The sequence below is a fragment of the Pseudomonas sp. 37 R 15 genome (assembly GCF_900004865.1).
Classification (GTDB): Bacteria; Pseudomonadota; Gammaproteobacteria; order Pseudomonadales; family Pseudomonadaceae; genus Aquipseudomonas; species Aquipseudomonas fluorescens_AM.
Genome location: NZ_CVTV01000048.1, coordinates 230,275 through 253,505 on the forward strand (window position 1 = coordinate 230,275; position 23,231 = coordinate 253,505).

The window sequence follows — 23,231 nt, forward strand, 5'->3', positions numbered from 1 at the left end:
GCCCGGGCGAGAAACAGCTAAAGGGCGGGATTATAACTTAAAAGCAGCAGGAAGCTGTTAGCGGCAAGGGCTAGCGAATCTCGATGCTGCCATCGACGCTTTGCCGGTAGAGCGTATAGGGCAGGAAAAGCGTGTCCATGACACCGGAGAGCGGCACATCAATGAATGTCCAGGGGACGCTATTGACCGCCAGGCTGCTCCCCGCATTCGGCGGCCCATGCAGGACACACAGGTTATACGTCACCCCACTGTAGATACGCGGCACGGACTGGCAATAGGTTTTATCCGCCTTGAGCGCGCGAACGGTGACGGCATCTTCACGCATCACAGTGGTGACGGTCCCGCAGCCAACCATCATTGACGCAATCCACGCCAGCACCAGCAACTTCATAGGTGTTGTGCACATACCCAGCTCTTTTTTCAGGAATGAGGTCGAAAATCTAGCATCGCCCCTCTAACGGTCCAGCCGCCTGGCGCCGTCGCTTTGCGTGGGAAACTTCCTGTTCAGCCCAACGGCAATCGGGTTCGGCAAAATCGAGGGGAATCGTTAAACTTGCGACATTTGCGCCTACGCCACTCAACATGCGTTGCGCCACGGACTCGGCCTCTTCATGACCCTACCCGCTCCCTCCCGCCTCGCCCTGCTCCTGCTGGGCCTGTGCTCCACCGTCCAGGCCGAAGAAACGCCGTTGATGCTTGACCCCAGCGTGGTCACCGGCTCGCGCAGCGCCAGCCCGACCTTCGACCTGCCGTACTCGGTGGACGCTATCAACCGCGAACAGATCAGCGACGGCCAACTGGGCATCAACGCCTCCGAAGCCCTGTCCCGCGTCCCTGGCCTGGTGGTGCAGAACCGCCAGAACTATGCGCAGGACCTGCAGATTTCTTCCCGTGGCTTCGGCGCCCGCTCGGCGTTCGGGGTGCGCGGCATCAAGCTGGTTGCCGACGGCATCCCCGCCAGCACCCCGGATGGCCAGGGCCAGGCGGCAACGTTCAATCTCGACACCGCTGAACGCCTCGAAGTCCTGCGCGGCCCGGCAGCGACGCTGTATGGCAGCAACGCCGGCGGGGTGATCCAGATGTTCTCCCGCGACGGCGAAGGCCCGCCACGCATCGGCGCCGAAACCCTGGTGGGCAGCGATGGACTGAACAAAAACCACCTCACCGCCGAAGGCGCAGCCGAGGGTGCAGGCTTCGTGCTCGACGCCTCGCGCATGGACACCAATGGCTACCGCGACCACAGCAGCGCGCGCCGTGACCAGACGTTCGCCAAGTTCAACTTCCAGCCGGATGACGACAGCAAGCTGGCGTTGATCTATAGCAGCCTGGAACAGAACGGTACGCAGGACCCGCTGGGGCAGACCTGGGCAGCGTACAAAGCTGACCCGCGTTCGGTGAGCGCCAATGCATTGACCTATAACACGCGTAAAAGTATCGATCATCAGCAACTGGGCATGAACTACGAGCGCTACATCGGTGCTGCGACGCTGCAGGTGAATGCGTATACGGGGCGACGGAGTGTGATTCAGTACCTGTCGATCCCCAGGGGCACACCCGCCAACGAGCGCGGCGGTGGCGTGGTGCAATTTGACCGCACGTTCTACGGTGGCAGCGCGCGCTGGATGCAACCCATCGAGAGCGCACCGGGGGAGTTGACGATCATCGCGGGCCTGGACTTCGACCAGAGCGAAGACAGCCGCCACGGCTACCAGAACTACAGCGGCGCCACCCTGGGCGTGAAAGGCCAGCTCCGCCGCGATGAAATCGACACCGCGCGCAGCCTCGATCCTTACCTCCAGGCCAACTGGGCCCTGGACCGCTGGACCCTGCAAGCCGGCATTCGCCACAGCACCATGGAGCTGGAGGTGGACGATCAATTCCTCGGCAACGGCGACGCCAGCGGCAACAAGACCTACCAGAAGAACACGCCGTCGATGAGCGTGATGTACGCCTTCACGCCCGACCTGCACGGTTACGTCAGTGCCGGCAAAGGCTTCGAAACGCCCACCCAGGCCGAGCTGGCCTATGCGCCGGGTAACGTGGAGGGTTTCAACTTTGGCTTGAAGCCGTCTGAAAGCACGCAATATGAAATCGGTGTGAAGGCACAACTGAACAACACCCGCGTCAACGCTGCGCTTTTTCAGATCACCACTGAAGACGAACTGGTCGTGCAGCAATCCATCGGCGGGCGCACCAGCTACCAGAATGCCGGGCGCACGCTGCGCCGTGGCTTCGAACTTGGGGTCGAGAGCCAACTCAGCGAGCATTGGAGCGCCAACCTCGCCTACACCCGCCTGCAAGCGACCTACGACAGCGACTTCGCCAGCGGCGCTAATACCATCGACAAAGGCAACTACCTGCCCGGCGTTCCGCAAACCACACTGTTCACCGAACTGAACTGGAAACCGCGGGACTGGGTCAGTACCGCCATCGAAGGCATGTACCGCAGCAAAGTCTACGTTGAAGACACCAACCGCCAACACGCCGCACCGGGCTACAGCGTATTCAACTGGCGTGCGCGGTTTGAGCAGAAAGTGGAGCACTGGACGTTTCACCAGACCTTGCGCCTGGATAACCTGCTGGATCGTCAGTACGTGGGGTCGGTGATTGTGGGGGACGGTAATGGTCGCTATTACGAAGCGGCGCCGGGGCGCTCCTGGTATGCGGGGGCTGGGGCTGAATACCAATTCTAATGTGGGAGGGAGCTTGCTCCCGATAGCGGCGGGTCAGTTACACATGCATCCACTGACACACCGCATCGGGGGCAAGCCCCCTCCCACATTTGACGGTATTTACATATCTGAAGCTGTGAACGCAGCCAGTGTGGGAGGGGGCTTGCTCCCGATAGCAGTGGGTCAGTTACACATGCATACACTGACACACCGCATCGGGGGCAAGCCCCCTTCCAGATTTGACTGTATTTACACATCTGAAGCTGTGAACACAGCCAGTGTGGGAGGGGGCTTGCCCCCGATAGCGGCGGGTCAGTTACACATGCATACACTGACACACCGCATCGGGGGCAAGCCCCCTCCCACATTTGACGGTATTTACATATCTGAAGCTGTGAACACAGCCAGTGTGGGAGGGGGCTTGCCCCCGATAGGGCCGCAGGCCCGCTTCACCCGGCGACGCTGACCTCGTTGGGCAACCGCTGATCGATCACCTGATACAACGCACTGTCCTGCGGCCAGTTACGCATGAACCGCGCACGATCCTTGGCATACGCCGCAGCGAAGCTGGCGACCGAGGGGTGCTGGCACATCGCATCCAGATCGATCATCGCCCAGCGTCCTTCGCTCCAGAACAGGTTATGCCCCTTGAAATCCCCATGGCTGATGCGCGCTTCGATCAACTCGGCGAACAACTGGTCCAGCGCCAGCAGTTCATCTTCCGGCGCGTCGCCGCGTTCGACATAGGGCGCAAAGCGCTCGATGATGTCCGGCCCCGGCAGGTATTCGGTGACCAGATAGGCACGGCTGCGCAACCAGAAAAAGCGCTTCTCCAGGACCGCCAGCGGCTTGGGCGTAGCAAAGCCGAGGAACGCAAGGCGATTGCCTTCGCGCCAGGAATGCCAGGCACGGCTCGGACGCCAGAAGCGTTTGAGCCAGTGGGTGAAACCCTTGATGTTGTAGCGCTTGATCACCAGAGGTCGGCCGGCCACCTCGACCCTGGCCACGCTCGCGGCGCCGCCGGTCTTGTACAGATGGCCCTGGTCAAGCAGCGCATCGGCCTTTTCAAGCACTGGCAGCATGGCCGCCTCTTCCTCACGGCGAATCGCGCGCAGGCCAAAGGCGCCACGCACCACGCTGAACAGCGTGCACTCGCGGCCGACCTTGTTCAGGTAGTCGCGCAAGCGCCAGGCGCTGACTTTGCGCACCTGCTTTTCGAGAGCCTCCAGCGGCAAGGCATGTTCGCCGTTGGCCAGCAGGTAATACACCAGCAATTCTTCGGTAAAAGGCGCGAGGTTTTTCGGCAACTGGGCAAAGAACACCCCGAGGTTTTCCAGCACGCGATTGCGCGACAGCGGCTTGCCCGCCTCTTCGACACGAATCCCCGCGCCATCGATCAGATACAGCCTGCCGCCCTGGCGCAGCAGGTTGTCCAGGTGCAGGTCTTCCTGCCACAAGCCCTTGGCATGCATTTGCGCAATCGCGCCCAGCGCTTCGGCGAGCACGGCGGTTTGTTCGTCGGCCAATGGCGGCAGGCCTTCGACAGCGTGCCAGGCGTCGGCCAGGCTGTGGGCGCCTTCAAGAAACTCGAACAGCAGCCAGCCACCCTCGCCTTCCTGCAAGCCGTCGGCCAGCAACAGCGGCGTGGTCAGGCCTTGTTCGGCCAGCACACGCACCCCGCTGCGCTCACGCTGGAAATGCCGCGCCGCCGAGCTGCCAACCAGCAGCTTGGCCAGCACCGGGCGACCGCGCCACACCGCGGCGCCGACGTAGCGCTGCCCCGGCAATACCCGCAGCAGGCTGAGCAGTTGCAATTGCCCAGGGCCTGCCGCATCGACCAGGTCGAGGGTCAGCGGCAGGCTGGGAGTACGGCCGGCGTGTTTCAGCTCGGATAAACGCATCAGCGGTTCTCCTTGTGGCTGCGGCGCGCGGTAAGACGCTGATACCAGGTGGCGACCAGTGCACTGTCTTCAGGTTGCTCAAGATACGCCGCCAGGAGTTGTCGCACCTGCGCATCCGACCACTGCGGCGCGCGCCGCAGCAGCGGCTCCAGGTCCTTGACCCGGTCACGCCAGCCGAACAACAGCGGGCGGGTTTTCTCGAGGTCGATCAACTGCGCGGCGTAACCGTCAGCGGTGGCCTGCAGGAAAATATGCTTGGGATAAAAACAGCCGTGCACCTGCCCTACGCTGTGCAAATGACGCGCAAGCCTGCCGCACGCCAGCAGGATGGCGCGTTGCTGGACGTCGCTCGACTGCGACCAGTGCTCCAGCAACGAGTCCAGGTCATTCCAACCGTCCAGGGCGCGGGTAAGCAACATCGCGCGGCGCTCGCCCTTGACCTTGCGCTCGCCGAAGAACGCCGCCTGCAAGGCAGGAATGCCCAGCTTGCGGTACAGGCTGATATTGCGAAACTCACGGGCAAAACTTGGCTCGCCGAACGGCCGGTGCAAGGTACGCGTCAGGTAGTTGCTCTGGCGCTTGAGGTAGTAACCCTGACCTTCAAGTTCCAGGCGATACACGCTGCTCCATCCGTCGCCGCTGGTGTTGGGCTCATCCACCGCATCCAGTTGCTTGGCCCACAACGTGTCGAAGGTAGCCAGGCCGTTGCGCTCAAGCAACGCGCGGTCTTCGGCCGCCAGGAAATCACTCATTCACGCCCCTCGAAAAACTTCACCACATGGCGAATCCGTTGTTTGTCTGACGTCGTCAGGTGCGTGCGTTGGCGGTATTGCATGTAGAAACGCAGGCGCTGGGTGGCCGACAGATGATACTTGGCGACCTTGTCCAGGCAGGCCAGGTCCTTGGTAATGCGGTATTTGAGCCAGAAGCCGCGCCAGAAATCGCCGTTGGGACAGTCGATCATGTACAGGGTGCGCTGATCGTCCACCAGCAGGTTGCGCCACTTCAAGTCGTTATGGGTGAAGCGATGATCGTGCATGGTCCGCGTGTACTCGGCGAGCTGACGGCTGATACCGTCAACCCAGCGAGGGTCTTTCAGGCGCGGGTCATTACGCTCGGCCAACAGCGACATATCCTCGGTCCTGGGCAATTCCCGGGTGATCATTGCACCGCGGTCATAGGCCAGGCCCTTGCGATCCAGGCCCCAAGCCACCACATCGGCCGTGGGAATGCCCCATTTGGCGAAGCGCTTGAGGTTCTGCCATTCGGACTTCACCCGCGGCTTGCCCAGGTAGCGGCGCAGGCCTTTGCCGGCACCGACATAGCGCTTGACGTAATAATTGATCCCGCCCCGCTCCACCCGGATCACTTCCGACAGCGGATCGCGGGTCAGGCGCTCACCCTGCAGGGCGAACACCGCTTCCAGGCTGCCAAAGTCGTCCGAGAGCGCAGCGTAGGCCGGTTCCAGCGTCCAACCCGCCATCAGAGCGCATCCCCGTAACGCTGCTTGCGCGCGTAGAGCTTGTCGGCCTTGCCTTGCAGCCACAGCAACAGGGCGCCTTCTTCGGCGAGGATCTGGCGCAGCGGCTGCTGGAAATAGCCCTTGAGAAAGCGCAGTTTGTCGCGGCGGGTCAGACCGATGTCCAGCGCCGAGAAGTACAGCGCCGCCAGGTCCTTGTCGCGCCAGCGCCGGCTGATCCGGTCGCGGGTCTGGGCGCGGTGCAGGTCGATGATCGAGAGTTTGAAATTGTCGGCCGTCACCGCTGTATCGGTGTGCAGCAGGAAGTGGCAGATGTAACAGTCACGGTGGTTGACGCCGCCGCGATGCATCATGCCGGTCATGCGCGCCACTTCGGCGATCAGCGCGCGCTTGAGACGCGGCTGCGGCGGCTGCTTGAGCCAGTCGATACTGAAATCTTCCAGGCTGACAGTCGGCGCCAATTCTTCGGTAATGATGAACGAGTGCTGATCGGCCGGGTTACTGCCCCGCTCGCCATAGGCCACGGCGGTCATGGTCGGCACGCCCAGTGCCTGCAAGCGCTGGATCGCCAGCCATTCCTGACCGGCGCCCAGCACTGGCAGCTTGGCGGTGACCAGGTTCTTGACGATCTCGCCCCAGCCGATCCCACGGTGGATCTTCACAAAATAGCCGCGGCCATCCACCTCGGTACGCAGTGTGCGACGCGCCTCCAGTTCACGGTACACCTCGCCTTCCAGGCGCTCGACAGCGGCGAACGCATCGTGCCCGGCCCAGAGGGTTTTGAACGGTTCGGCAAGCATCAATTTCATGGTTTTGGCTCCGCCAGAATCACATCCGCAGCGTGCTGCGGCATGCTGTAGAGGTCGGCCGTCTCGGCGAAGGCCAACCCATTGCGGCCCCAGGCCGCGCGCTGTGCAGAATCAGACAACATCCGCGCCAGGTACCCGTTGAGCTGCGCCTGTTCGAACGGCTCATCCAGCACCAGGCCACTGTCGGCTTCGCCGATGTAATGGGCATAACCACAGACCGCCGAGACCAGCACCGGCAGCCCGGCCACCAGGGCTTCGAGCAGAACAGTGCCGGTGTTTTCGTTATACGCCGGGTGGATCAACAGGTCGGCGCCCAGCAGGAAACGCGGGATGTCGCTGCGCCCCTTGAGGAACTGCACGTTATCGCCCAAACCCAATGTGGCGCTCTGCAATTGGAATACTTTGGGGTCGTCCTGGCCGATTACAAACAGACGGGTGCGTTTCTTCAATTCGGACGGTAACGCCGCCAGCGCCTTGAGGCTGCGGTCGACGCCCTTGGTCTTGAAGCCGGAACCGATCTGCACCAGCAGCAAGTCATCCTCGCCCAGGCCGAATTCCTTGCGAAACCCTTCGCGAATCCGGGCCGCATCCGGCGGCGCACGGCGATCCTGGGCAATGCCCGGCGGCAGCAGATGGAAGCGTTCCAGCGGTGTGGCGTAATGCTTGATGAACAGCGGTTGCTGCACCTCGGAAATCATCAGGATTTCGGTCTTGGCGTCCTTGGCAAACACCGCGCGCTCGTAGTCGGCAAAGTGCTTGTAACGAGCAAAATAGCGGTACAGCGAATGACGCAGGTTTTGCGCCTTGTCTTCAAAGCAGCCATCAGCGGCGTAGTACACGTCCAGGTCGGGCATCTTGTTGAAGCCGATCAGGCGATCCACCGGGCGCCTGGCAAGGTCGGCTTTCATCCAGGCGCTGAGCTTTTCGTTGCGCCGATGGTTGAAGAAGGCCTTGACCGGTGCCACCAGCACTTCGAAGCCCGGCGGGATATCACCCTCCCAAATCAAGGTGTACACGCGGATTTTATGTCCGCGTTGCTGGCACTCCAGGGCGATGCGCATGAAGTCGCGCTGCAGGCCACCGAAGGGAAAGTATTTGTACAGTACGAAAGCCAGTTGCATCAGTGCAGCTCCTCAGCCAGTAACAACGTGCTCAGCCGGCTCGCTACACGCTCAGGATTCAGGCGCGTGAAGCACAGCGGCGACTCGCGCTTGATGTCGAACCGCCGCAGGTCATCGGCGGTGGGTTGATAAGTGCATTGCTTTTGCAGGCACGGCGCACACGGCCAGTCGCTGGCCAGGTGGATCTGGGCTTTGCCGTAGGCGCCGGTGAGCCCAGGATTGGTCGGCCCGAACAGCGAAATGGTCGGCACATCCAGCGCAGCCGCCAGATGGCCCAGGCCGGTATCCACCGCCACACAGGCACGGGCACCGGCCAACACACGGGCCACGCCCGCCAGGTTCAGTTTTGGCAGCACTTCGGCATTGGCCAGGCCTTGAGCCAGGCGCTCGGCGCGGGCTTTTTCGACGGCGTTGCCCCACGGCAATTTCACGTCCACGCCCAGGCGGCCCATGCGTTCGGCCAGTTCGCGCCAGTAGGCCTCGGGCCAGTGCTTGGTGTCCCAGGTCGTGCCGTGCAGCAGCAGCACGAAGGGTTTCTTCGGCGGCAGGCCCAGCAGTTTCTCGCCGCTCAGGCCATAGTCGCCCAGGCCCTTGGGCAGGTCGTAACCCAACGCCACGGCAAACAGTTGGCGCAAACGCTCCACCGCATGTTGCCCACGGGCCACGGCCAGGCAGCGGGAATAAAAGTGCGCCGCCAGGGGTTCGCGTGCCGAGCTTTTATCGAACCCGGCTACCGGCGCCCGCACGTAGCGCGTCAGCCAGGCACTTTTCAACAGGCCCTGGGCGTCGATCACCAGGTCATATCGGGTCGACTGCACTGCCTGTTTGAACCGCCGCCATTCGCCGCTCTTGAGGGTTTGCCAGAGGTTCTTGCGCCAGCGACGAATCGCCACCGGGATCACCTTGTCCACCGCCGGGTGCCAGGTCGGGATTTCGGCGAAGCCTTCTTCCACCACCCAATCGAAACGGATGCCGGGGATCGCCCGCGCCGCGTCGGTCAGTGCCGGCAAGGCGTGGATCACGTCGCCCAGGGATGAGGTCTTGATTACCAGTACCCGCAACTCAATGAACCTCGACCACGTCGCCCTGCAATCGCTGCAAGGCATCGTTCACCGGCTGCGGCAGCAATTGGCGCAGGCAATTGTAGTGGCCGAAACGGCAGGTGCGCTCAAAACAGGGGCTGCAATCCAGGCCCAGGCGCACCACTTCGACCTTGTCCGCCAGGGGCGGGGTGAAGCCGGGTGACGTCGAGCCGTACACCGCCACCAAGGGACGATTCAGCGCGGCGGCGACGTGCATCAGGCCCGAATCATTGGACACCACCGCGTCGGCGCAGGACAGCAAGTCGATGGCCTCGGCCAGGGACGTTTCGCCACTGAGGTTGACCGCCTCTTCGCGCAGGCCCGGAATCAGGCGCTGGCGAATATCCTCACCCACCGAATGATCGTTTTTGGAGCCAAACAGCCACACCTGCCAGCCTTCGCGAATCCTGGTCTCGGCAACGTTGGCGTAGTGCTCCGACGGCCAGCGCTTGGACTCGCCGAACTCGGCGCCCGGGCACAGCGCCAATACCGGGCGATCCAGCGTCAGGCCGAACTTGGCCAACGCCGCAGCACGGGTCACCGGGTCAATCTGCAAGCTGGGGCGCGGGTACGGCTCGGGCAATTGCGCGCCCGGCTCGTAGGCCAGGGCCATGAAACGTTCGATCATCAGCGGGTAGCGGGCTTTATCCAGGGTGCGTACGTCATTGAGCAGCACGTAGCGAAACTCGCCGCGCCAGCCGGTACGCTTGGGGATGCCGGCAAAAAACGGCACCAGCGCCGACTTCAGCGAGTTGGGCAACAGGATGGCCTGGTCGTACTGGCCGGCCATGGCTTTGCCGATGCGACGGCGGGTCGCCAATTCCAGCGCGCCATGGCCGAGCGGAAAGCTCAAGGCCTTGCGCACTTGCGGCATACGCTCAAGGATCGGCCGGCTCCATTCAGGAGCGAGCACGTCGATCTGGCAGTCCGGATAGCGCAGCCGCAGGCACTGGAACAGTGTCTGCGCCATCACCATGTCTCCGACCCAGCTGGGCCCAACGATCAGAATATTCATGTCATTTCCACAAACGATGCGGGGAGGCTTATGCCTCCCCGCCCTAATAGTGTTTCAGCTCAAGCCCAGCGTTTGCCAGATTCGCATCACCTGTCGCCGTTCGTCGGCGAACTGGTCACCGGGCACCGTACCGGCCTCGTTCTGCAAGGCTTGGCGGTGCGCGGCTGAGCGGTAGGCCTTATACACTTCACGCAACAAGTGAGCATCGGCGGCGGGCATCAGCCCGACCTGCTCCAGGCCCTCGAGGATGCGGATATTGTCGGTGTAGCGCAGCAACGATGGATGTTGCGCAGACCACGCCAAAGCCGCGTATTGCACCATAAATTCAATATCGACGATACCTCCGGCGTCCTGCTTGAGGTCGAACAGCGCCGTGGCTTCAAAGGCATTGGCGCCCCTGCCGGCCGCTGTGGCCCTGGTACCCAGGTTATCGCGCATCTTGGCGCGCATCTCACTGACCTCCAGGCGCAGCTTGGCCAGATCCCGCTCACGCCCCAACACGTTAGCGCGTACCTGCTCGAATGCATGGCCCACATCCTGGCTGCCGACCAGGACACGTGCGCGAATCAGCGCCTGATGCTCCCAGGTCCAGGCTTCATTTTGTTGATAGCGGTCAAACGCGCCCAGCGAACTGACCAACAAGCCGGACGCGCCTGAAGGTCGCAGACGCATATCCACTTCGTACAACTGGCCGGAGTTGGTCTGGGTGGTCAGCAGATGAATGATGCGCTGGCCCAGGCGCGTGAAGAACTGCGCGCCGTCGATCGGCTTGGCGCCGTCGGTCTCGGCCTGCGGGTCGCCGTCATGGATAAACACCAGGTCCAGGTCCGAACCATGCCCCAGTTCGATACCGCCGACCTTTCCGTAACCGACAATGATGAACCCGGGATCGCACAGGCTGCCGTCCAGCCGTTGCGGCGAGCCATGCCGGGCCACGGTCTGGCGCCAGGCCAGGGCCAGCACTTGCTCGAGAATGGCTTCGGCGAGCCAGGTGAGGTAGTCGCTGACTTTCATCAACGGCAGGCTACCGGCGATTTCCGACGCGGCCACGCGCAGACGGTGCGCCAGTTTGAAATGGCGCAGCGCTTCCATCTGCTGCTCGAGGTCGTCTTCGGGGATACGCGTGAGGCGCTCGCGCAACTCGGCGGCCAGTTCCGGCGCCAGCGGTGGCTTGAACAGGCGCCCTTCGTTGAGCAATTCATCCAGCAACAGCGGAAAGCGCGTGATCTGCTCGGCGATCCACGGGCTCGCGGCGCACAGGGTCAGCAGACGGCGCAGGGCGTCGGGGTTTTCGGTGAGCAGCACCAGGTACGCGGAACGCCGGGCGACGGCTTCCACCAGCGGCAATACGCGCTCAAGTACCAGGTCCGGATTGGCGTGCTCGACCGCCTGCGCCAGCAAGCGCGGGATAAACGCATCCAGCCGCTCGCGACCGAGGCGCTGCATGGCGCGCAGTTGCGGGCTACCGCGCAGGCCGGCCAGGGCTTTGAGCGCCTTGGGCGCGTCAGTAAAGCCGCCTTCGCCCAATTGGCGGCAGGCCGCGTCGTCGTCCTGGGACTCTTCCCACAGCGGCAGCCATTCTCCGCCGACGACCAACTCGCTTTCTTCACCCTCTTCTTCATCAGGGTCGGCAATCACTTGGCGGAAATGCCAATCCACCCGCCCACGCCAATACATCAGGCGCTCGTGGAACGCGGCCCAATCGGCAAAGCCCAGCATGAAGGCAATGCGCGCCTGGTCTTCGGGGCTGTCCGGGAGCATCTGGGTCTGGCGGTCGGCAATCGCCTGGATCGCGTGTTCGGTGTAACGCAGGAATTCGTAGCCATTGCGCAGCTCGGCAATCACCGCCGGCGGCAGGTAACCCTGGCCTTCCAGGGTGCCGAGCACGTTCAACAGCGGGCGTTGCTGCAGGCTGAGGTCGCGACCACCGTGGATCAGTTGAAACGCCTGGGCGATAAATTCGACCTCGCGAATACCGCCCGAACCCAGCTTGATATTGTCGGCCATGCCTTTGCGCCGAACTTCCTGCTGGATCAACTGCTTCATGGTGCGCAGCGCTTCGATGGCCGAGAAGTCCAGGTAACGGCGATAGACGAACGGGCGCAGCATGTCGAGCAGTTGCGCGCCGGCCACCTGGTCTCCGGCGACGACGCGGGCCTTGATCATGGCGTAGCGTTCCCAGTCGCGGCCCTGGTCCTGGTAGTACTGCTCCAGCGCATTGAAGCTGAGCACCAGCGCGCCCGCCGAACCGTAGGGGCGCAGGCGCATGTCAACGCGGAACACGAAACCGTCGACCGTCATCGGGTCGAGCGCCTTGATCAATTTTTGACCAAGACGGATGAAAAACTCCTGGTTATCCAGGGAGCGCTTGACCCCCACTGTCTCGCCGCCTTCGGGGTAAGCGAAGATCAGGTCGATATCCGACGACAGGTTCAGCTCCACCGCCCCAAGCTTACCCATGCCGAGGATGACCATGTGCTGCGCCTCACCGCTGCGCCGCCCGGTGGGCGTGCCGAACTGCACGCAATGGCGCTGGTACAGCCACTGATAGGCCTGGTCAATGCAGGCGTCGGCCATGTCGGAGAGATCGCGACAGGTTTGCACCAGGTCAGCCTGGCGGGTCAGGTCGCGCCAGATGATGCGCACCTGCTGGCGCGTGCGCTGGCGGCGCAGTACACGGCCCATCTGGTCTTCTGTTTCAGCCTGTTGCACGGCACCGGCAATCTGCCCGCACAGTTCACCCGGCGCAAAACTGCGGTCCAGCTCACCCCAGGCCACCAGTTCGAGCAACATCAAAGGGTCACGAACACTCTGTTCAATCACAAAATCACTGGCGGCGCACACCCGCGCGAAGTCGGCCCAGCGTTGCGGCGTCCAGCCAGAAAGGCCATGATCGTCATCCAGCGCGGCCACAGCGTCACGAAATGACTGCTCGGCCCGGCTGGCATAAGGCAACAGAATGGCCGGCAGTTCGGCCAGCGTTGGAAGGCTCATGGTCTATCCTTGATCGGCGGGTAAATGGCGGGTAGTTGTGAACGCAGGAGCCCTGCTCGATGAAGGACTGTCGAACAAAAGTTAGAAATAGCTGAAATTAAATTAATCTTGGCAGGCAACATCAAACTTTCACCTTTTCTTGTTCGCAATAGACCAACAATAACGATTATGCTCACCAGCCAGACCGAGCCATACGCTCAGTCTTGTGTAGTTTTACTACTCGTATATACATTCGAAAGGCTGAAATGGCCGACGATTTGTAGTAAAACTACAGGACGCCGAAGCAACCTTCGGCCATCCAAGAATTTATGTCGTCTGCCCACAAGGCCAGTCGCAAACTTCAGGCAACCGATTCTGGTAGCCTTTCCGCCCTGGAGCAAGCCATGCAAGACCTCGATCCCGTCGAAACCCAGGAATGGCTGGACGCCCTGGAATCGGTTCTCGACAAAGAAGGCGAAGACCGTGCTCATTACCTGATGACCCGTATGGGCGAACTCGCGACCCGCAGCGGCTCGCAGTTGCCTTACGCCATCACTACGCCATACCGCAACACCATCCCCGTTACCCACGAAGCACGCATGCCTGGCGACCTGTTCATGGAACGCCGCATTCGCTCGCTGGTACGCTGGAACGCCATGGCGATGGTAATGCGCACGAACTTGAAAGATTCGGACCTGGGCGGTCACATCTCCAGCTTCGCTTCCAGCGCAACCCTGTATGACATCGGCTTCAACTACTTCTTCCAGGCCCCGACCGACGAACACGGTGGCGACCTGATCTACTTCCAGGGCCACACTTCGCCCGGCGTCTACGCCCGTGCGTTCATGGAAGGCCGCATCAGCGAAGAACAAATGAACAACTTCCGCCAGGAAGTCGACGGTCAGGGCCTGTCGTCCTACCCACACCCTTGGCTGATGCCTGATTTCTGGCAGTTCCCGACGGTATCCATGGGCCTGGGCCCGATCCAGGCGATCTACCAGGCACGCTTCATGAAGTACCTGGAAGCCCGTGGCTTCATCCCCGAAGGCAAGCAGAAAGTCTGGTGCTTCCTGGGCGACGGCGAGTGCGACGAGCCGGAATCCCTGGGCGCCATCTCCCTGGCCGGCCGCGAGAAGCTGGACAACCTGATCTTCGTCATCAACTGCAACCTGCAGCGCCTCGACGGCCCGGTTCGCGGCAACGGCAAGATCATCCAGGAACTCGAAGGCGTATTCCGCGGCGCTCACTGGAACGTGACCAAAGTCATCTGGGGCCGTTTCTGGGACCCACTGCTGGCCAAGGACGTCGACGGTATCCTGCAGCGTCGCATGGACGAAGTCATCGACGGCGAGTACCAGAACTACAAAGCCAAAGACGGCGCGTTTGTTCGCGAGCACTTCTTCAACACGCCTGAACTCAAGGCGATGGTTGCCGACCTGTCCGACGACGAGATCTGGAAACTCAACCGTGGCGGCCACGACCCGTACAAGGTCTACGCGGCGTACCACGAAGCGGTCAACCACAAGGAACAACCCACCGTCATCCTGGCCAAGACCATCAAGGGTTATGGCACCGGTGCCGGCGAAGCGAAGAACACCGCGCACAACACCAAGAAAGTCGACGTCGACAGCCTGAAGCTGTTCCGCGACCGCTTCGACATCCCGGTCAAGGACGAAGAGCTGGAGAACCTGCCGTTCTTCAAGCCTGAGCCGAACAGCGCCGAAGCCCGCTACCTCAGCGAGCGTCGTAGCGCACTGGGCGGTTTCGTGCCGCAACGCCGCGCCAAGAGCATGAGCATCCCGACGCCGCCACTCGATACCCTCAAGGCGATCCTGGACGGCTCGGGCGACCGTGAAATCTCCACCACCATGGCCTTCGTGCGCATCCTCGCGCAACTGGTCAAGGACAAGGAAATCGGTTCGCGCATCGTCCCGATCATCCCGGACGAAGCCCGTACCTTCGGTATGGAAGGTATGTTCCGTCAGTTGGGCATCTACTCCTCCGTCGGCCAGCTCTACGAGCCAGTCGATAAAGACCAGGTGATGTTCTACAAGGAAGACAAGAAAGGCCAGATCCTCGAAGAAGGCATCAACGAAGCGGGCGCCATGAGCTCCTTCATCGCTGCGGGTACTTCGTACTCCAGCCACAACCAGCCGATGCTGCCGTTCTACATCTTCTACTCGATGTTCGGCTTCCAGCGCATTGGCGACCTGGCCTGGGCAGCCGGCGACAGCCGTACCCGTGGCTTCCTGATCGGCGGCACCGCCGGCCGCACCACGCTGAACGGCGAAGGCCTGCAACACGAAGACGGTCACAGCCACATCCTGGCTGCCACCATCCCGAACTGCCGCACCTTTGATCCAACCTACGGCTACGAGCTGGCGGTGATCATCCAGGACGGCATGAAGAAGATGACCGAAGAGCAGCAGGATGTTTTCTACTACATCACCGTGATGAACGAGTCCTACCAGCAGCCAGCCATGCCGGCCGGCGTGGAAGAAGGCATCATCAAGGGCATGTACCTGCTCGAAGAAGACACCAGGGAAGCGGCGCACCACGTGCAGCTGATGGGCTCCGGCACCATCCTGCGCGAAGTGCGTGAAGCGGCGAAGATCCTGCGTGACGAATTCAACGTCGGCGCCGACGTGTGGAGCGTGACCAGCTTCAACGAACTGCGTCGCGACGGCCTGGCCGTGGAGCGCAGCAACCGCCTGCACCCTGGCCAGAAGCCAGCCAAGAGCTATGTCGAAGAATGCCTGGCCGGCCGTAAAGGTCCAGTCATCGCCTCTACCGACTACATGAAACTGTTTGCTGAACAAATTCGCCAGTGGGTCCCGTCCAAGGAATTCAAAGTCCTGGGCACCGACGGTTTCGGCCGCAGTGACAGCCGCAAGAAGCTGCGTCACTTCTTCGAAGTCGACCGTCACTTCGTGGTGTTGGCAGCCCTGGAAGCCTTGGCTGACCGTGGTGAGATCGAACCCAAGGTGGTGGCTGACGCTATCGTCAAGTTCGGGATCAACCCGGAAAAACGCAACCCACTGGACTGCTGAGGAGATTTTTTGTGAGCGAACTCATTCGCGTACCTGACATCGGCAGCGGTGAAGGTGAAGTAATCGAGCTGTTTGTGAAGGTCGGCGACACCGTCGAAGCTGACCAGAGCATCCTGACCCTGGAGTCGGACAAGGCGAGCATGGAAATCCCTGCTCCCAAGGCCGGTGTGGTCAAGAGCCTGAAAGTGAAGCTGGGCGACCGCCTGAAAGAAGGCGACGAACTGCTGGAGCTGGAAATCGAAGGCGCTGCCGATGCAGCCCCTGCGGCTGCCGCTCCGGCCGCCGCTGCACCTGCACCTGCTGCTGAACAGCCTGCCGCTGCCGCCGAGGCCCCAGCGGCCCCGGCTGCCGCACCTGCCGCCGCCAGCGTCCAGGACATTCACGTCCCGGACATCGGCTCGTCGGGCAAGGCCAAGATCATCGAGCTGCTGGTCAAGGTCGGCGACACCGTCGAAGCCGACCAGTCGCTGATCACCCTGGAGTCCGACAAGGCCTCCATGGAAATCCCATCGCCGGCTGCCGGCGTGGTGGAAAGCATTGCGGTCAAGCTGGAAGACGAAGTCGGCACCGGTGACTTCATCCTCAAGCTGAAAGTACAAGGCGCCGCGCCTGCCGCCGCGCCAGCGCCAGCGACGGCGGCTGCTCCGGCTGCCAAGGCTGAAGCGGCTCCGGCCGCTGCCGCTGCAACACCTGCTGCGGCACCGGCTGCAAAAGCCGAGGCCGCTCCGGCCCCTGCTGCTGCCGCACCTGCGCCAAGCGGTGCCAAGGTTCACGCCGGCCCGGCTGTACGCCAACTGGCCCGTGAATTCGGCGTCGAGCTGAGCGCCGTCTCGGCCAGCGGTCCTCACGGTCGCGTGCTGAAGGAAGACGTGCAGGCTTACGTCAAGACCATGATGCAGAAGGCCAAGGAAGCGCCAGCTGCCGGCGGCGCTACCGGCGGCTCGGGCATTCCGCCGATCCGTACCGTCGATTTCAGCCGTTTCGGCGAAATCGAAGAAGTGCCGATGACCCGCCTGATGCAGATCGGCGCGGCCGGTCTGCACGCGAGCTGGCTGAACATCCCGCACGTGACTCAGTTCGACCAGGCCGATATCACCGACCTGGAAGCCTTCCGCGTTGCGCAGAAAGCCGTGGCCGAGAAGGCCGGTGTGAAACTGACCGTGCTGCCCCTGCTGCTCAAGGCCTGTGCGCACCTGCTCAAGGAACTGCCGGACTTCAACAGCTCGCTGGCGCCAAGCGGTAAAGCGATCATCCGCAAGAAGTACGTGCACATCGGCTTTGCGGTCGACACGCCTGACGGCCTGCTGGTACCGGTCATCAAGAACGTCGACCAGAAGAGCCTGCTGCAACTGGCTGGCGAAGCTGCTGCGCTGGCCGCCAAGGCCCGCGACAAGAAGCTCACCCCGGACGACATGCAGGGCGCATGCTTCACCATCTCCAGCCTCGGGCACATTGGCGGTACGGGCTTCACGCCAATCGTCAATGCGCCGGAAGTGGCGATCCTGGGTGTGTCCAAGGCAACCATCCAGCCTGTCTGGGACGGTAAAGCGTTCCAGCCCAAGCTGATGCTGCCACTGTCGTTGTCCTACGATCACCGCGTGATCAACGGCGCCGCGGCGGCACGCTTCACCCAGCGCCTGAGCCAGTTGCTGAACGACATCCGCACCATCCTGCTGTAAGCCGCAGCGGCCTCCCCCTGACGGGAGGCCATTGCCGCCTCGATTTCCGAGCGCCACGCTCGTACCTCAACCCCGCCACTTGGCGGGGCTTTTTTTTGGGCTTTTTGTACACACAGGACAGGCTTGTACACCTTCCGTCACTTTGATTGCAGAAATCCCCCGCGTGGCCGATAACAGCCTTATAGCACTTAGCCTTCATCCTCTCTTGTCAGTGCGTGCCGCATGATGCAACCTTGCCGCAAGCAACAGTAAAGAGGGGCGTGAGCCCGGCGTCGTGCGCATTTTCCCAAGCGAGTTTCCCCCATGAAAAGCCAACCCGATGTTGCCCGAATGGCGACCGAGGTAGTGACGCAATTACCGGTGCCTTCGCGCCTCGGTATGCTGCGTTTCGAGCGGCTGAATGAGGCAAGCTGGGCGCTGCTCTACCTCGACCCCAATTGCGAGCGCCAATTCGGCTTGTCGGCGGTCGAACTGTGCGCCCTGCTGGGCACGCCGTACGCCAGCCTGATGGAACCCCAGGCGCGCTATCAACTGCACGACGCGATCCAGCAGCAACTGACCCACAGCGCCCACTACCTGGTGCGCTACACCCTGCACACCAACGATGGCCCGCTGAGCCTGCTCGAAATGGGCGAGGCCTATAAACAACACAACCGTCACCTGCTGCGCGGCTACCTGATGGTGGTGGATGGCCTGTTCAGCGAACTTCCCGTCACGGTGCCGACCGCCGACCTGGAAAACCAGAACAGCCGCCTGCAAATCGCCCTGGAACTCAACCAGCGCGCGCAGCAGGAGCAACTGCAGCACCTGGAGCGGGTGCGCGCCCAGCAGGAGTTGATCCTGCTGCTGGCGCGCCAGCGCTACACCACACCCAATTCGCTGCAAGAAGCCGCCGAATTGATCACCCGCAGCGCCTGCGACATCTATCAGATCGATTGCGCCAGCATCTGGAATCTGGAAGGCCAGCGCCTGGTGCCGATTTCGGCCTATCACCGCGCCGATCAACGCCACCATTTGCCCGAAGCGATCGACGCCAGTTGCTTCCCCGATTACCTCGAAGCCCTGCACAGCAGTCGCGCCATCGATGCCACCAATGCCATGCGCGACCCACGCACCCGGGAAATGGCCGAAAGCCTGATCGCCAAGGATGTCCACGCCATGCTCGACGCGAGCATCCGGGTGGATGGCCAGGTCGTCGGCGTGCTGTGCCTGGAGCAAAGCGGCAGTTCGCGGGCATGGCAGTCCGATGAGATCGCCTTTGCCGGCGAGCTGGCGGACCAGTTCGCCCAAGTCATCAACAACCACAACCGGCGCACCGCCACCAGCGCCCTGCACCTGTTCCAGCGCGCGGTGGAACAGAGCGCCAACGCTTTTCTGCTGGTCAATTGCGATGGCGTGGTGGAGTACGTCAACCCAAGCTTTACCGCCATTACCCAATACAGCGCCGAAGAAGTGCACGGCCACCGCCTGGCGCAGTTGCCGGCCCTGGAGAACCTCAGCGAATTGCTGTTCGACGCGCCGTCGGTCCTGGCCAAAAGCAACAGCTGGCAAGGCGAATTCAAAAGCCGGCGCAAAAACCTGGAACCCTACTGGGGCCAGTTGTCGATTTCCAAGGTGTATGGCGACAACCGTGAGTTGACCCATTACATCGGCATCTACGAAGACATTACCCAGACCAAGCTGGCGCAACAGCGCATCGAACGCCTGGCCTACACCGACAACCTGACCAACCTGGGCAACCGCCCGGCGTTCATCCGCAACCTCGACGAGCGCTTTACCCGCGACAGCGACAGCCCGATCAGCCTGCTGCTGGTGGACATCGACAACTTCAAGCGGATCAACGACAGTCTCGGCCATCAGACCGGTGACAAGTTGCTGATCAGCCTGGCCCGCCGTCTGCGCAACAGTTTGAGCAGCGGCGGCAGCCTGGCGCGCTTTGCCAGTAACGAGTTTGCGGTGCTGCTCGACGACGCCGACATGGAGACCGGCCAGCAGGTGGCCAGCCAGTTGCTGGCCACCCTCGACAAGCCGATGTTTGTCGACAACCAGTTGATCAGCGTGACCGGCTCCGTGGGCCTGGCCTGCGCGCCGCTGCACGGGCGCGACCCGCAGACCCTGATGCGCAACGCCGGCCTGGCCCTGCACAAGGCCAAGGCCAACGGCAAACACCAGGTGCAGGTGTTTACCGAAGCGCTGAATGCCGAGGCGAGCTACAAGCTGTTTGTGGAAAACAACCTGCGCCGCGCCCTGACCCAGAATGAGCTGGACGTGTTCTACCAGCCCAAGCTGTGCCTGCGCAGTGGTCGCCTGCTGGGCATGGAAGCGCTGTTGCGCTGGAACCACCCGGACAAGGGCATGATCCGCCCCGACCAGTTCATCAGCGTGGCCGAAGAGACCGGCTTGATCATCCCCATCGGCAAATGGGTCGCCCGTCAGGCGTGCCGCATGAGCCGTCAATTGACGGCGGCGGGCCTGGGTAATTTGCAGGTTGCAATCAACCTGTCGCCCAAGCAGTTTTCCGACCCGGACCTGGTGGCCTCGATTGCCACGATCCTCAAGGAAGAACAGTTGCCGGCCAATCTGCTGGAGCTGGAGCTGACCGAAGGCCTGCTGCTGGAAGCCACCGAAGACACGCGCCTGCAACTGGACCAGTTGAAAAGCTTTGGCCTGACCCTGGCCATGGACGACTTCGGCACCGGTTACTCGTCGCTGAGCTACTTGAAAAAATTCCCCATCGACATCATTAAGATCGACCGGAGCTTTATCCACGAAATCCCGGATAACCAGGACGACATGGAGATCACCTCGGCGGTTATCGCCATGGCCCACAACCTCAAGCTCAAGGTGGTAGCCGAAGGCATCGAGACCGCCGAGCAACTGGCGTTCCTGCGCCGGCACCGTTGCGACGTGGGCCAGGGCTATCTGTTCGATCGGCCAATCCCCGGTGCAGAGCTGCTGGAAAAGCTTAAACGCTATCCACGCGGGCCAATTGCCTGACAGCGCGGTAACACTCGGGCACACTGGCTGTCTGAAAATTTACTGTAACTCAACCTGACGAGAGGACTGATCATGGTCTTGCGCTCGGAAATTCTGGTGAACAAAAACGTGCTGCCTACTCAAGAACAAGCGTTGCCTGGCCGCGAAACCCCGATGGCATTGCCGGAAACTCACTTCGTCAACGGCAACCCGTTGCTGGGCCCCTTTACCGACGACGTGGGTTTCGCGATCTTCGGCCTCGGTTGTTTCTGGGGCGCTGAGCGTAAATTCTGGGAGCGCGATGGGGTGGTCAGCACCGTGGTCGGCTACGCCGGCGGCTTCACGCCGAACCCGACCTACGAAGAAGTCTGCTCAGGCCTGACCGGCCACAGCGAAGTGGTGCTGGTGGTGTACGACCAGGCCAAATTGAAATACGAAGACCTGCTGAAGATGTTCTGGGAACTGCACAACCCGACCCAGGGCATGCGCCAGGGCAACGACATCGGCAGCCAGTACCGTTCGGTGATTTATGCCACCACGCCGGAGCAACTGGCGGCCGCCAAGGCCAGTGCCCAGGCGTATCAGCAAGAGCTGACCAACGCCGGCCTGGGTGAGATCACCACCGAAATCGACGAAGCGCCGACGGTGTACTTCGCCGAGGCGTATCACCAGCAGTACCTGGCGAAGAACCCGCAAGGCTATTGCGGGATCGGCGGCACAGGCGTGACCTGCCCGATCTAAAAAACAACGCCGATCAAAATGTGGGAGGGGGCTTGCCCCCGATAGCGGAGTGTCAGTTACAGATGTAATGACTGACACCCAGCAATCGGGGGCAAGCCCCCTCCCACATTGGGTTTTGTGTTTGCTTGAAAACCGGTTACTCCGCGATAAGCCAATCCATGGATCGGCGGCACCGGCATGACCTGCCCGATCTAGAGCACAACACAGATCAAAAATGTGGGAGGGGGCTTGCCCCCGATAGCGGAGTGTCAGTTACAGATGTAATGACTGACACCCAGCCATCGGGGGCAAGCCCCCTCCCACATTGGATCCGTGCTTGGCTTCAGAGCCGGTTACTCCGCGATAAGCCAATCCATGGATCGGCCGCACTGGCCTGACCTCTCCGATCTAAAGCACAACACAGATCAAAAATGTGGGAGGGGGCTTGCCCCCGATAGCGGAGTGTCAGTTCCAGATGTAATGACTGACACCCAGCCATCGGGGGCAAGCTGAACTGGTCAAGTAATCTTGGACACTGATTAAGGTTCACGCCGCCAACCTTTCCTTCACGACCGGCGACCGGTAGTCGTTGTAGCTATGAGGCCTGCTGATGTTGTAGCGCGAGACATAGCGCTGCACGTCTGCTCGGGCCTCATGTTCCAGTTTGTAGCCCGTTTCAGGCACCCACTCTGATTTCAAGCTGCCAAAGAAACGCTCCATCGGGGCGTTGTCCCAGCATTCGCCTTTACGGCTCATACTCTGCCTAAACCCCTGTTTCAGCAGCTCGTTTCGGAATTTATGACTGGTGTACTGACAACCTTGGTCAGAATGAAACAACACATCCTGGGGATGGCCGCGTAGCTCAACCGCCATGCGTAGCGCTTCGCAGGTCAGGTTGGCATCAGAAATCATCGAGAACGACCAGCCCACGATCCTGCGAGCGTACAAATCCAGAACGGCGGCGAAGTACATCCACCGCTTGCCGACCTTGATATATGTCACGTCGCCACACCACACCTGATTAACCGCCGTCACATCAAATTTTCGCTTGAGCACGTGCGGCGCCACCAAGGCCTCCACGCCCGGCGACCTGTACTTATGGCGCCTGCGCTGACGGCTGGCGATGCCAGCTTCGCGCATCAAACTGCGAGCCATATAACGCCCGATACGATGCCCTTTGGCTTGTAGCTCCTTGGACAACGTACGTGCACCGGCCGACTCTCTGGACGCCTTGTGGTGCCTGACCAGCGCGGCTTTGAGCTTATCCCTCTCAGGATTTGCTCTGCCTTGGCGCTGGCGCCAGGCGTAGAAGCTACTGCGGTTGACCCCAAACGCCTGGCAACACCTTTTAACGCCGTACTGCTCGTCCAGCTCATCGATCAACGTGAATGATCTTTGGCGTCCAAAAGCAGGAGAGCACTGGCCTTTTTTAGAATTTCGATATCCAGGTCTTTCTCTCTGAGCAGAGCTTTGAGCCTCTGGATTTCTCGTTGATCAGCAGTAATCGCCTTGGCCCCTACCGGGGTCGAGCCCAAGCGTTCTTTTTGCACTTGATCGACCCAGCGGCGCAGGGCTGTGGGGCCGATATCCAGGGTGGCACACACCTCGGTAACCGGCTGACCTTCATCCAACACCATGCTGGCAGCCTTGAGCTTGAACTCACTCGAATAAGATTTACGCATAACCAAACACCTCAGATTTGGGCGCTATCATAGCGCCCGATTGAAGTGTCCAAAATCATTAGGCCAGTTCA

General features: G+C 61.6%; 16 protein-coding genes. 5 read left to right on the forward strand and 11 right to left on the reverse strand.

Annotated features, from left to right (window positions below; all coding sequences use genetic code 11):
- Positions 1–70 precede the first annotated feature (70 nt).
- Positions 71–406: a YceK/YidQ family lipoprotein gene (locus tag BFQ04_RS15330; protein WP_083217993.1), complete on the reverse strand. Its 336-nt coding sequence runs from the start codon at positions 404–406 to the stop codon at positions 71–73.
- Between the two features lie 205 nt (positions 407–611).
- On the opposite strand from BFQ04_RS15330, the gene BFQ04_RS15335 reads away from it, so the two are divergent.
- Positions 612–2,693 (forward strand): TonB-dependent receptor family protein, encoded by a 2,082-nt coding sequence (locus BFQ04_RS15335; RefSeq protein ID WP_065951552.1) that lies wholly within the window; start codon positions 612–614, stop codon positions 2,691–2,693.
- Positions 2,694–3,121: 428 nt separating this feature from the next.
- On the opposite strand, the gene BFQ04_RS15340 is transcribed toward BFQ04_RS15335, so the two are convergent.
- Genes BFQ04_RS15340 through glnE form a run of 8 tightly spaced genes read right to left on the reverse strand, consistent with a single transcriptional unit; the run spans position 3,122 to position 13,074 of the window.
- Positions 3,122–4,573 carry a lipopolysaccharide kinase InaA family protein gene (locus tag BFQ04_RS15340; protein WP_065951553.1) on the reverse strand — a complete coding sequence of 484 codons (1,452 nt, stop codon included), beginning with the start codon at positions 4,571–4,573 and terminating at the stop codon, positions 3,122–3,124.
- Complete coding sequence (locus tag BFQ04_RS15345; protein WP_065951554.1) at positions 4,573–5,325, reverse strand: lipopolysaccharide kinase InaA family protein; 753 nt, start codon at positions 5,323–5,325, stop codon at positions 4,573–4,575. The genes BFQ04_RS15340 and BFQ04_RS15345 overlap by 1 nt, the downstream gene beginning before the upstream one ends.
- Positions 5,322–6,056 carry a lipopolysaccharide kinase InaA family protein gene (locus BFQ04_RS15350; protein WP_065951555.1) on the reverse strand — a complete coding sequence of 245 codons (735 nt, stop codon included), beginning with the start codon at positions 6,054–6,056 and terminating at the stop codon, positions 5,322–5,324. The genes BFQ04_RS15345 and BFQ04_RS15350 overlap by 4 nt, the downstream gene beginning before the upstream one ends.
- The gene (gene rfaP, locus BFQ04_RS15355; RefSeq protein WP_065951556.1) at positions 6,056–6,862 is read right to left on the reverse strand and encodes a lipopolysaccharide core heptose(I) kinase RfaP; all 807 of its coding nucleotides are present in this window, start codon (positions 6,860–6,862) and stop codon (positions 6,056–6,058) included. Before rfaP ends, BFQ04_RS15350 begins: the two co-directional genes overlap by 1 nt.
- Positions 6,859–7,983: a glycosyltransferase family 4 protein gene (locus BFQ04_RS15360; RefSeq protein WP_065951557.1), complete on the reverse strand. Its 1,125-nt coding sequence runs from the start codon at positions 7,981–7,983 to the stop codon at positions 6,859–6,861. The genes rfaP and BFQ04_RS15360 overlap by 4 nt, the downstream gene beginning before the upstream one ends.
- A complete protein-coding gene (gene waaC / locus BFQ04_RS15365; protein WP_065951558.1) occupies positions 7,983–9,044 on the reverse strand; it encodes a lipopolysaccharide heptosyltransferase I in 1,062 nt (353 codons plus the stop codon). Before waaC ends, BFQ04_RS15360 begins: the two co-directional genes overlap by 1 nt.
- 1 nt (position 9,045) lies before the next feature.
- Positions 9,046–10,080 carry a lipopolysaccharide heptosyltransferase II gene (gene waaF, locus BFQ04_RS15370; RefSeq protein ID WP_065951559.1) on the reverse strand — a complete coding sequence of 345 codons (1,035 nt, stop codon included), beginning with the start codon at positions 10,078–10,080 and terminating at the stop codon, positions 9,046–9,048.
- A gap of 54 nt (positions 10,081–10,134) precedes the next feature.
- Positions 10,135–13,074, reverse strand: coding sequence for a bifunctional [glutamate--ammonia ligase]-adenylyl-L-tyrosine phosphorylase/[glutamate--ammonia-ligase] adenylyltransferase (gene glnE, locus BFQ04_RS15375; RefSeq protein WP_065951560.1), 2,940 nt, complete (start codon positions 13,072–13,074; stop codon positions 10,135–10,137).
- A gap of 383 nt (positions 13,075–13,457) precedes the next feature.
- On the opposite strand from glnE, the gene aceE reads away from it, so the two are divergent.
- From aceE to msrA, 4 genes are all read left to right on the forward strand, one after another.
- A complete protein-coding gene (gene aceE / locus BFQ04_RS15380) occupies positions 13,458–16,103 on the forward strand; it encodes a pyruvate dehydrogenase (acetyl-transferring), homodimeric type (protein ID WP_065886576.1) in 2,646 nt (881 codons plus the stop codon).
- 11 nt (positions 16,104–16,114) lie between these two features.
- Positions 16,115–17,782, forward strand: coding sequence for a dihydrolipoyllysine-residue acetyltransferase (aceF, locus tag BFQ04_RS15385; protein ID WP_065951561.1), 1,668 nt, complete (start codon positions 16,115–16,117; stop codon positions 17,780–17,782).
- A gap of 303 nt (positions 17,783–18,085) precedes the next feature.
- A complete protein-coding gene (locus BFQ04_RS15390) occupies positions 18,086–20,779 on the forward strand; it encodes a putative bifunctional diguanylate cyclase/phosphodiesterase (RefSeq protein ID WP_065951562.1) in 2,694 nt (897 codons plus the stop codon).
- Positions 20,780–20,851: 72 nt separating this feature from the next.
- Positions 20,852–21,499, forward strand: a complete 648-nt coding sequence (gene msrA, locus BFQ04_RS15395; RefSeq protein WP_065951563.1) for a peptide-methionine (S)-S-oxide reductase MsrA — start codon at positions 20,852–20,854, stop codon at positions 21,497–21,499.
- A 525-nt stretch (positions 21,500–22,024) separates the two neighbouring features.
- Here the strand turns inward: msrA and BFQ04_RS15400 are convergent.
- A complete protein-coding gene (locus BFQ04_RS15400) occupies positions 22,025–22,861 on the reverse strand; it encodes an IS3 family transposase (RefSeq protein WP_065949523.1) in 837 nt (278 codons plus the stop codon).
- A complete protein-coding gene (locus tag BFQ04_RS30470; RefSeq protein WP_065949522.1) occupies positions 22,858–23,160 on the reverse strand; it encodes a transposase in 303 nt (100 codons plus the stop codon). Before BFQ04_RS30470 ends, BFQ04_RS15400 begins: the two co-directional genes overlap by 4 nt.
- Positions 23,161–23,231: the final 71 nt, after the last annotated feature.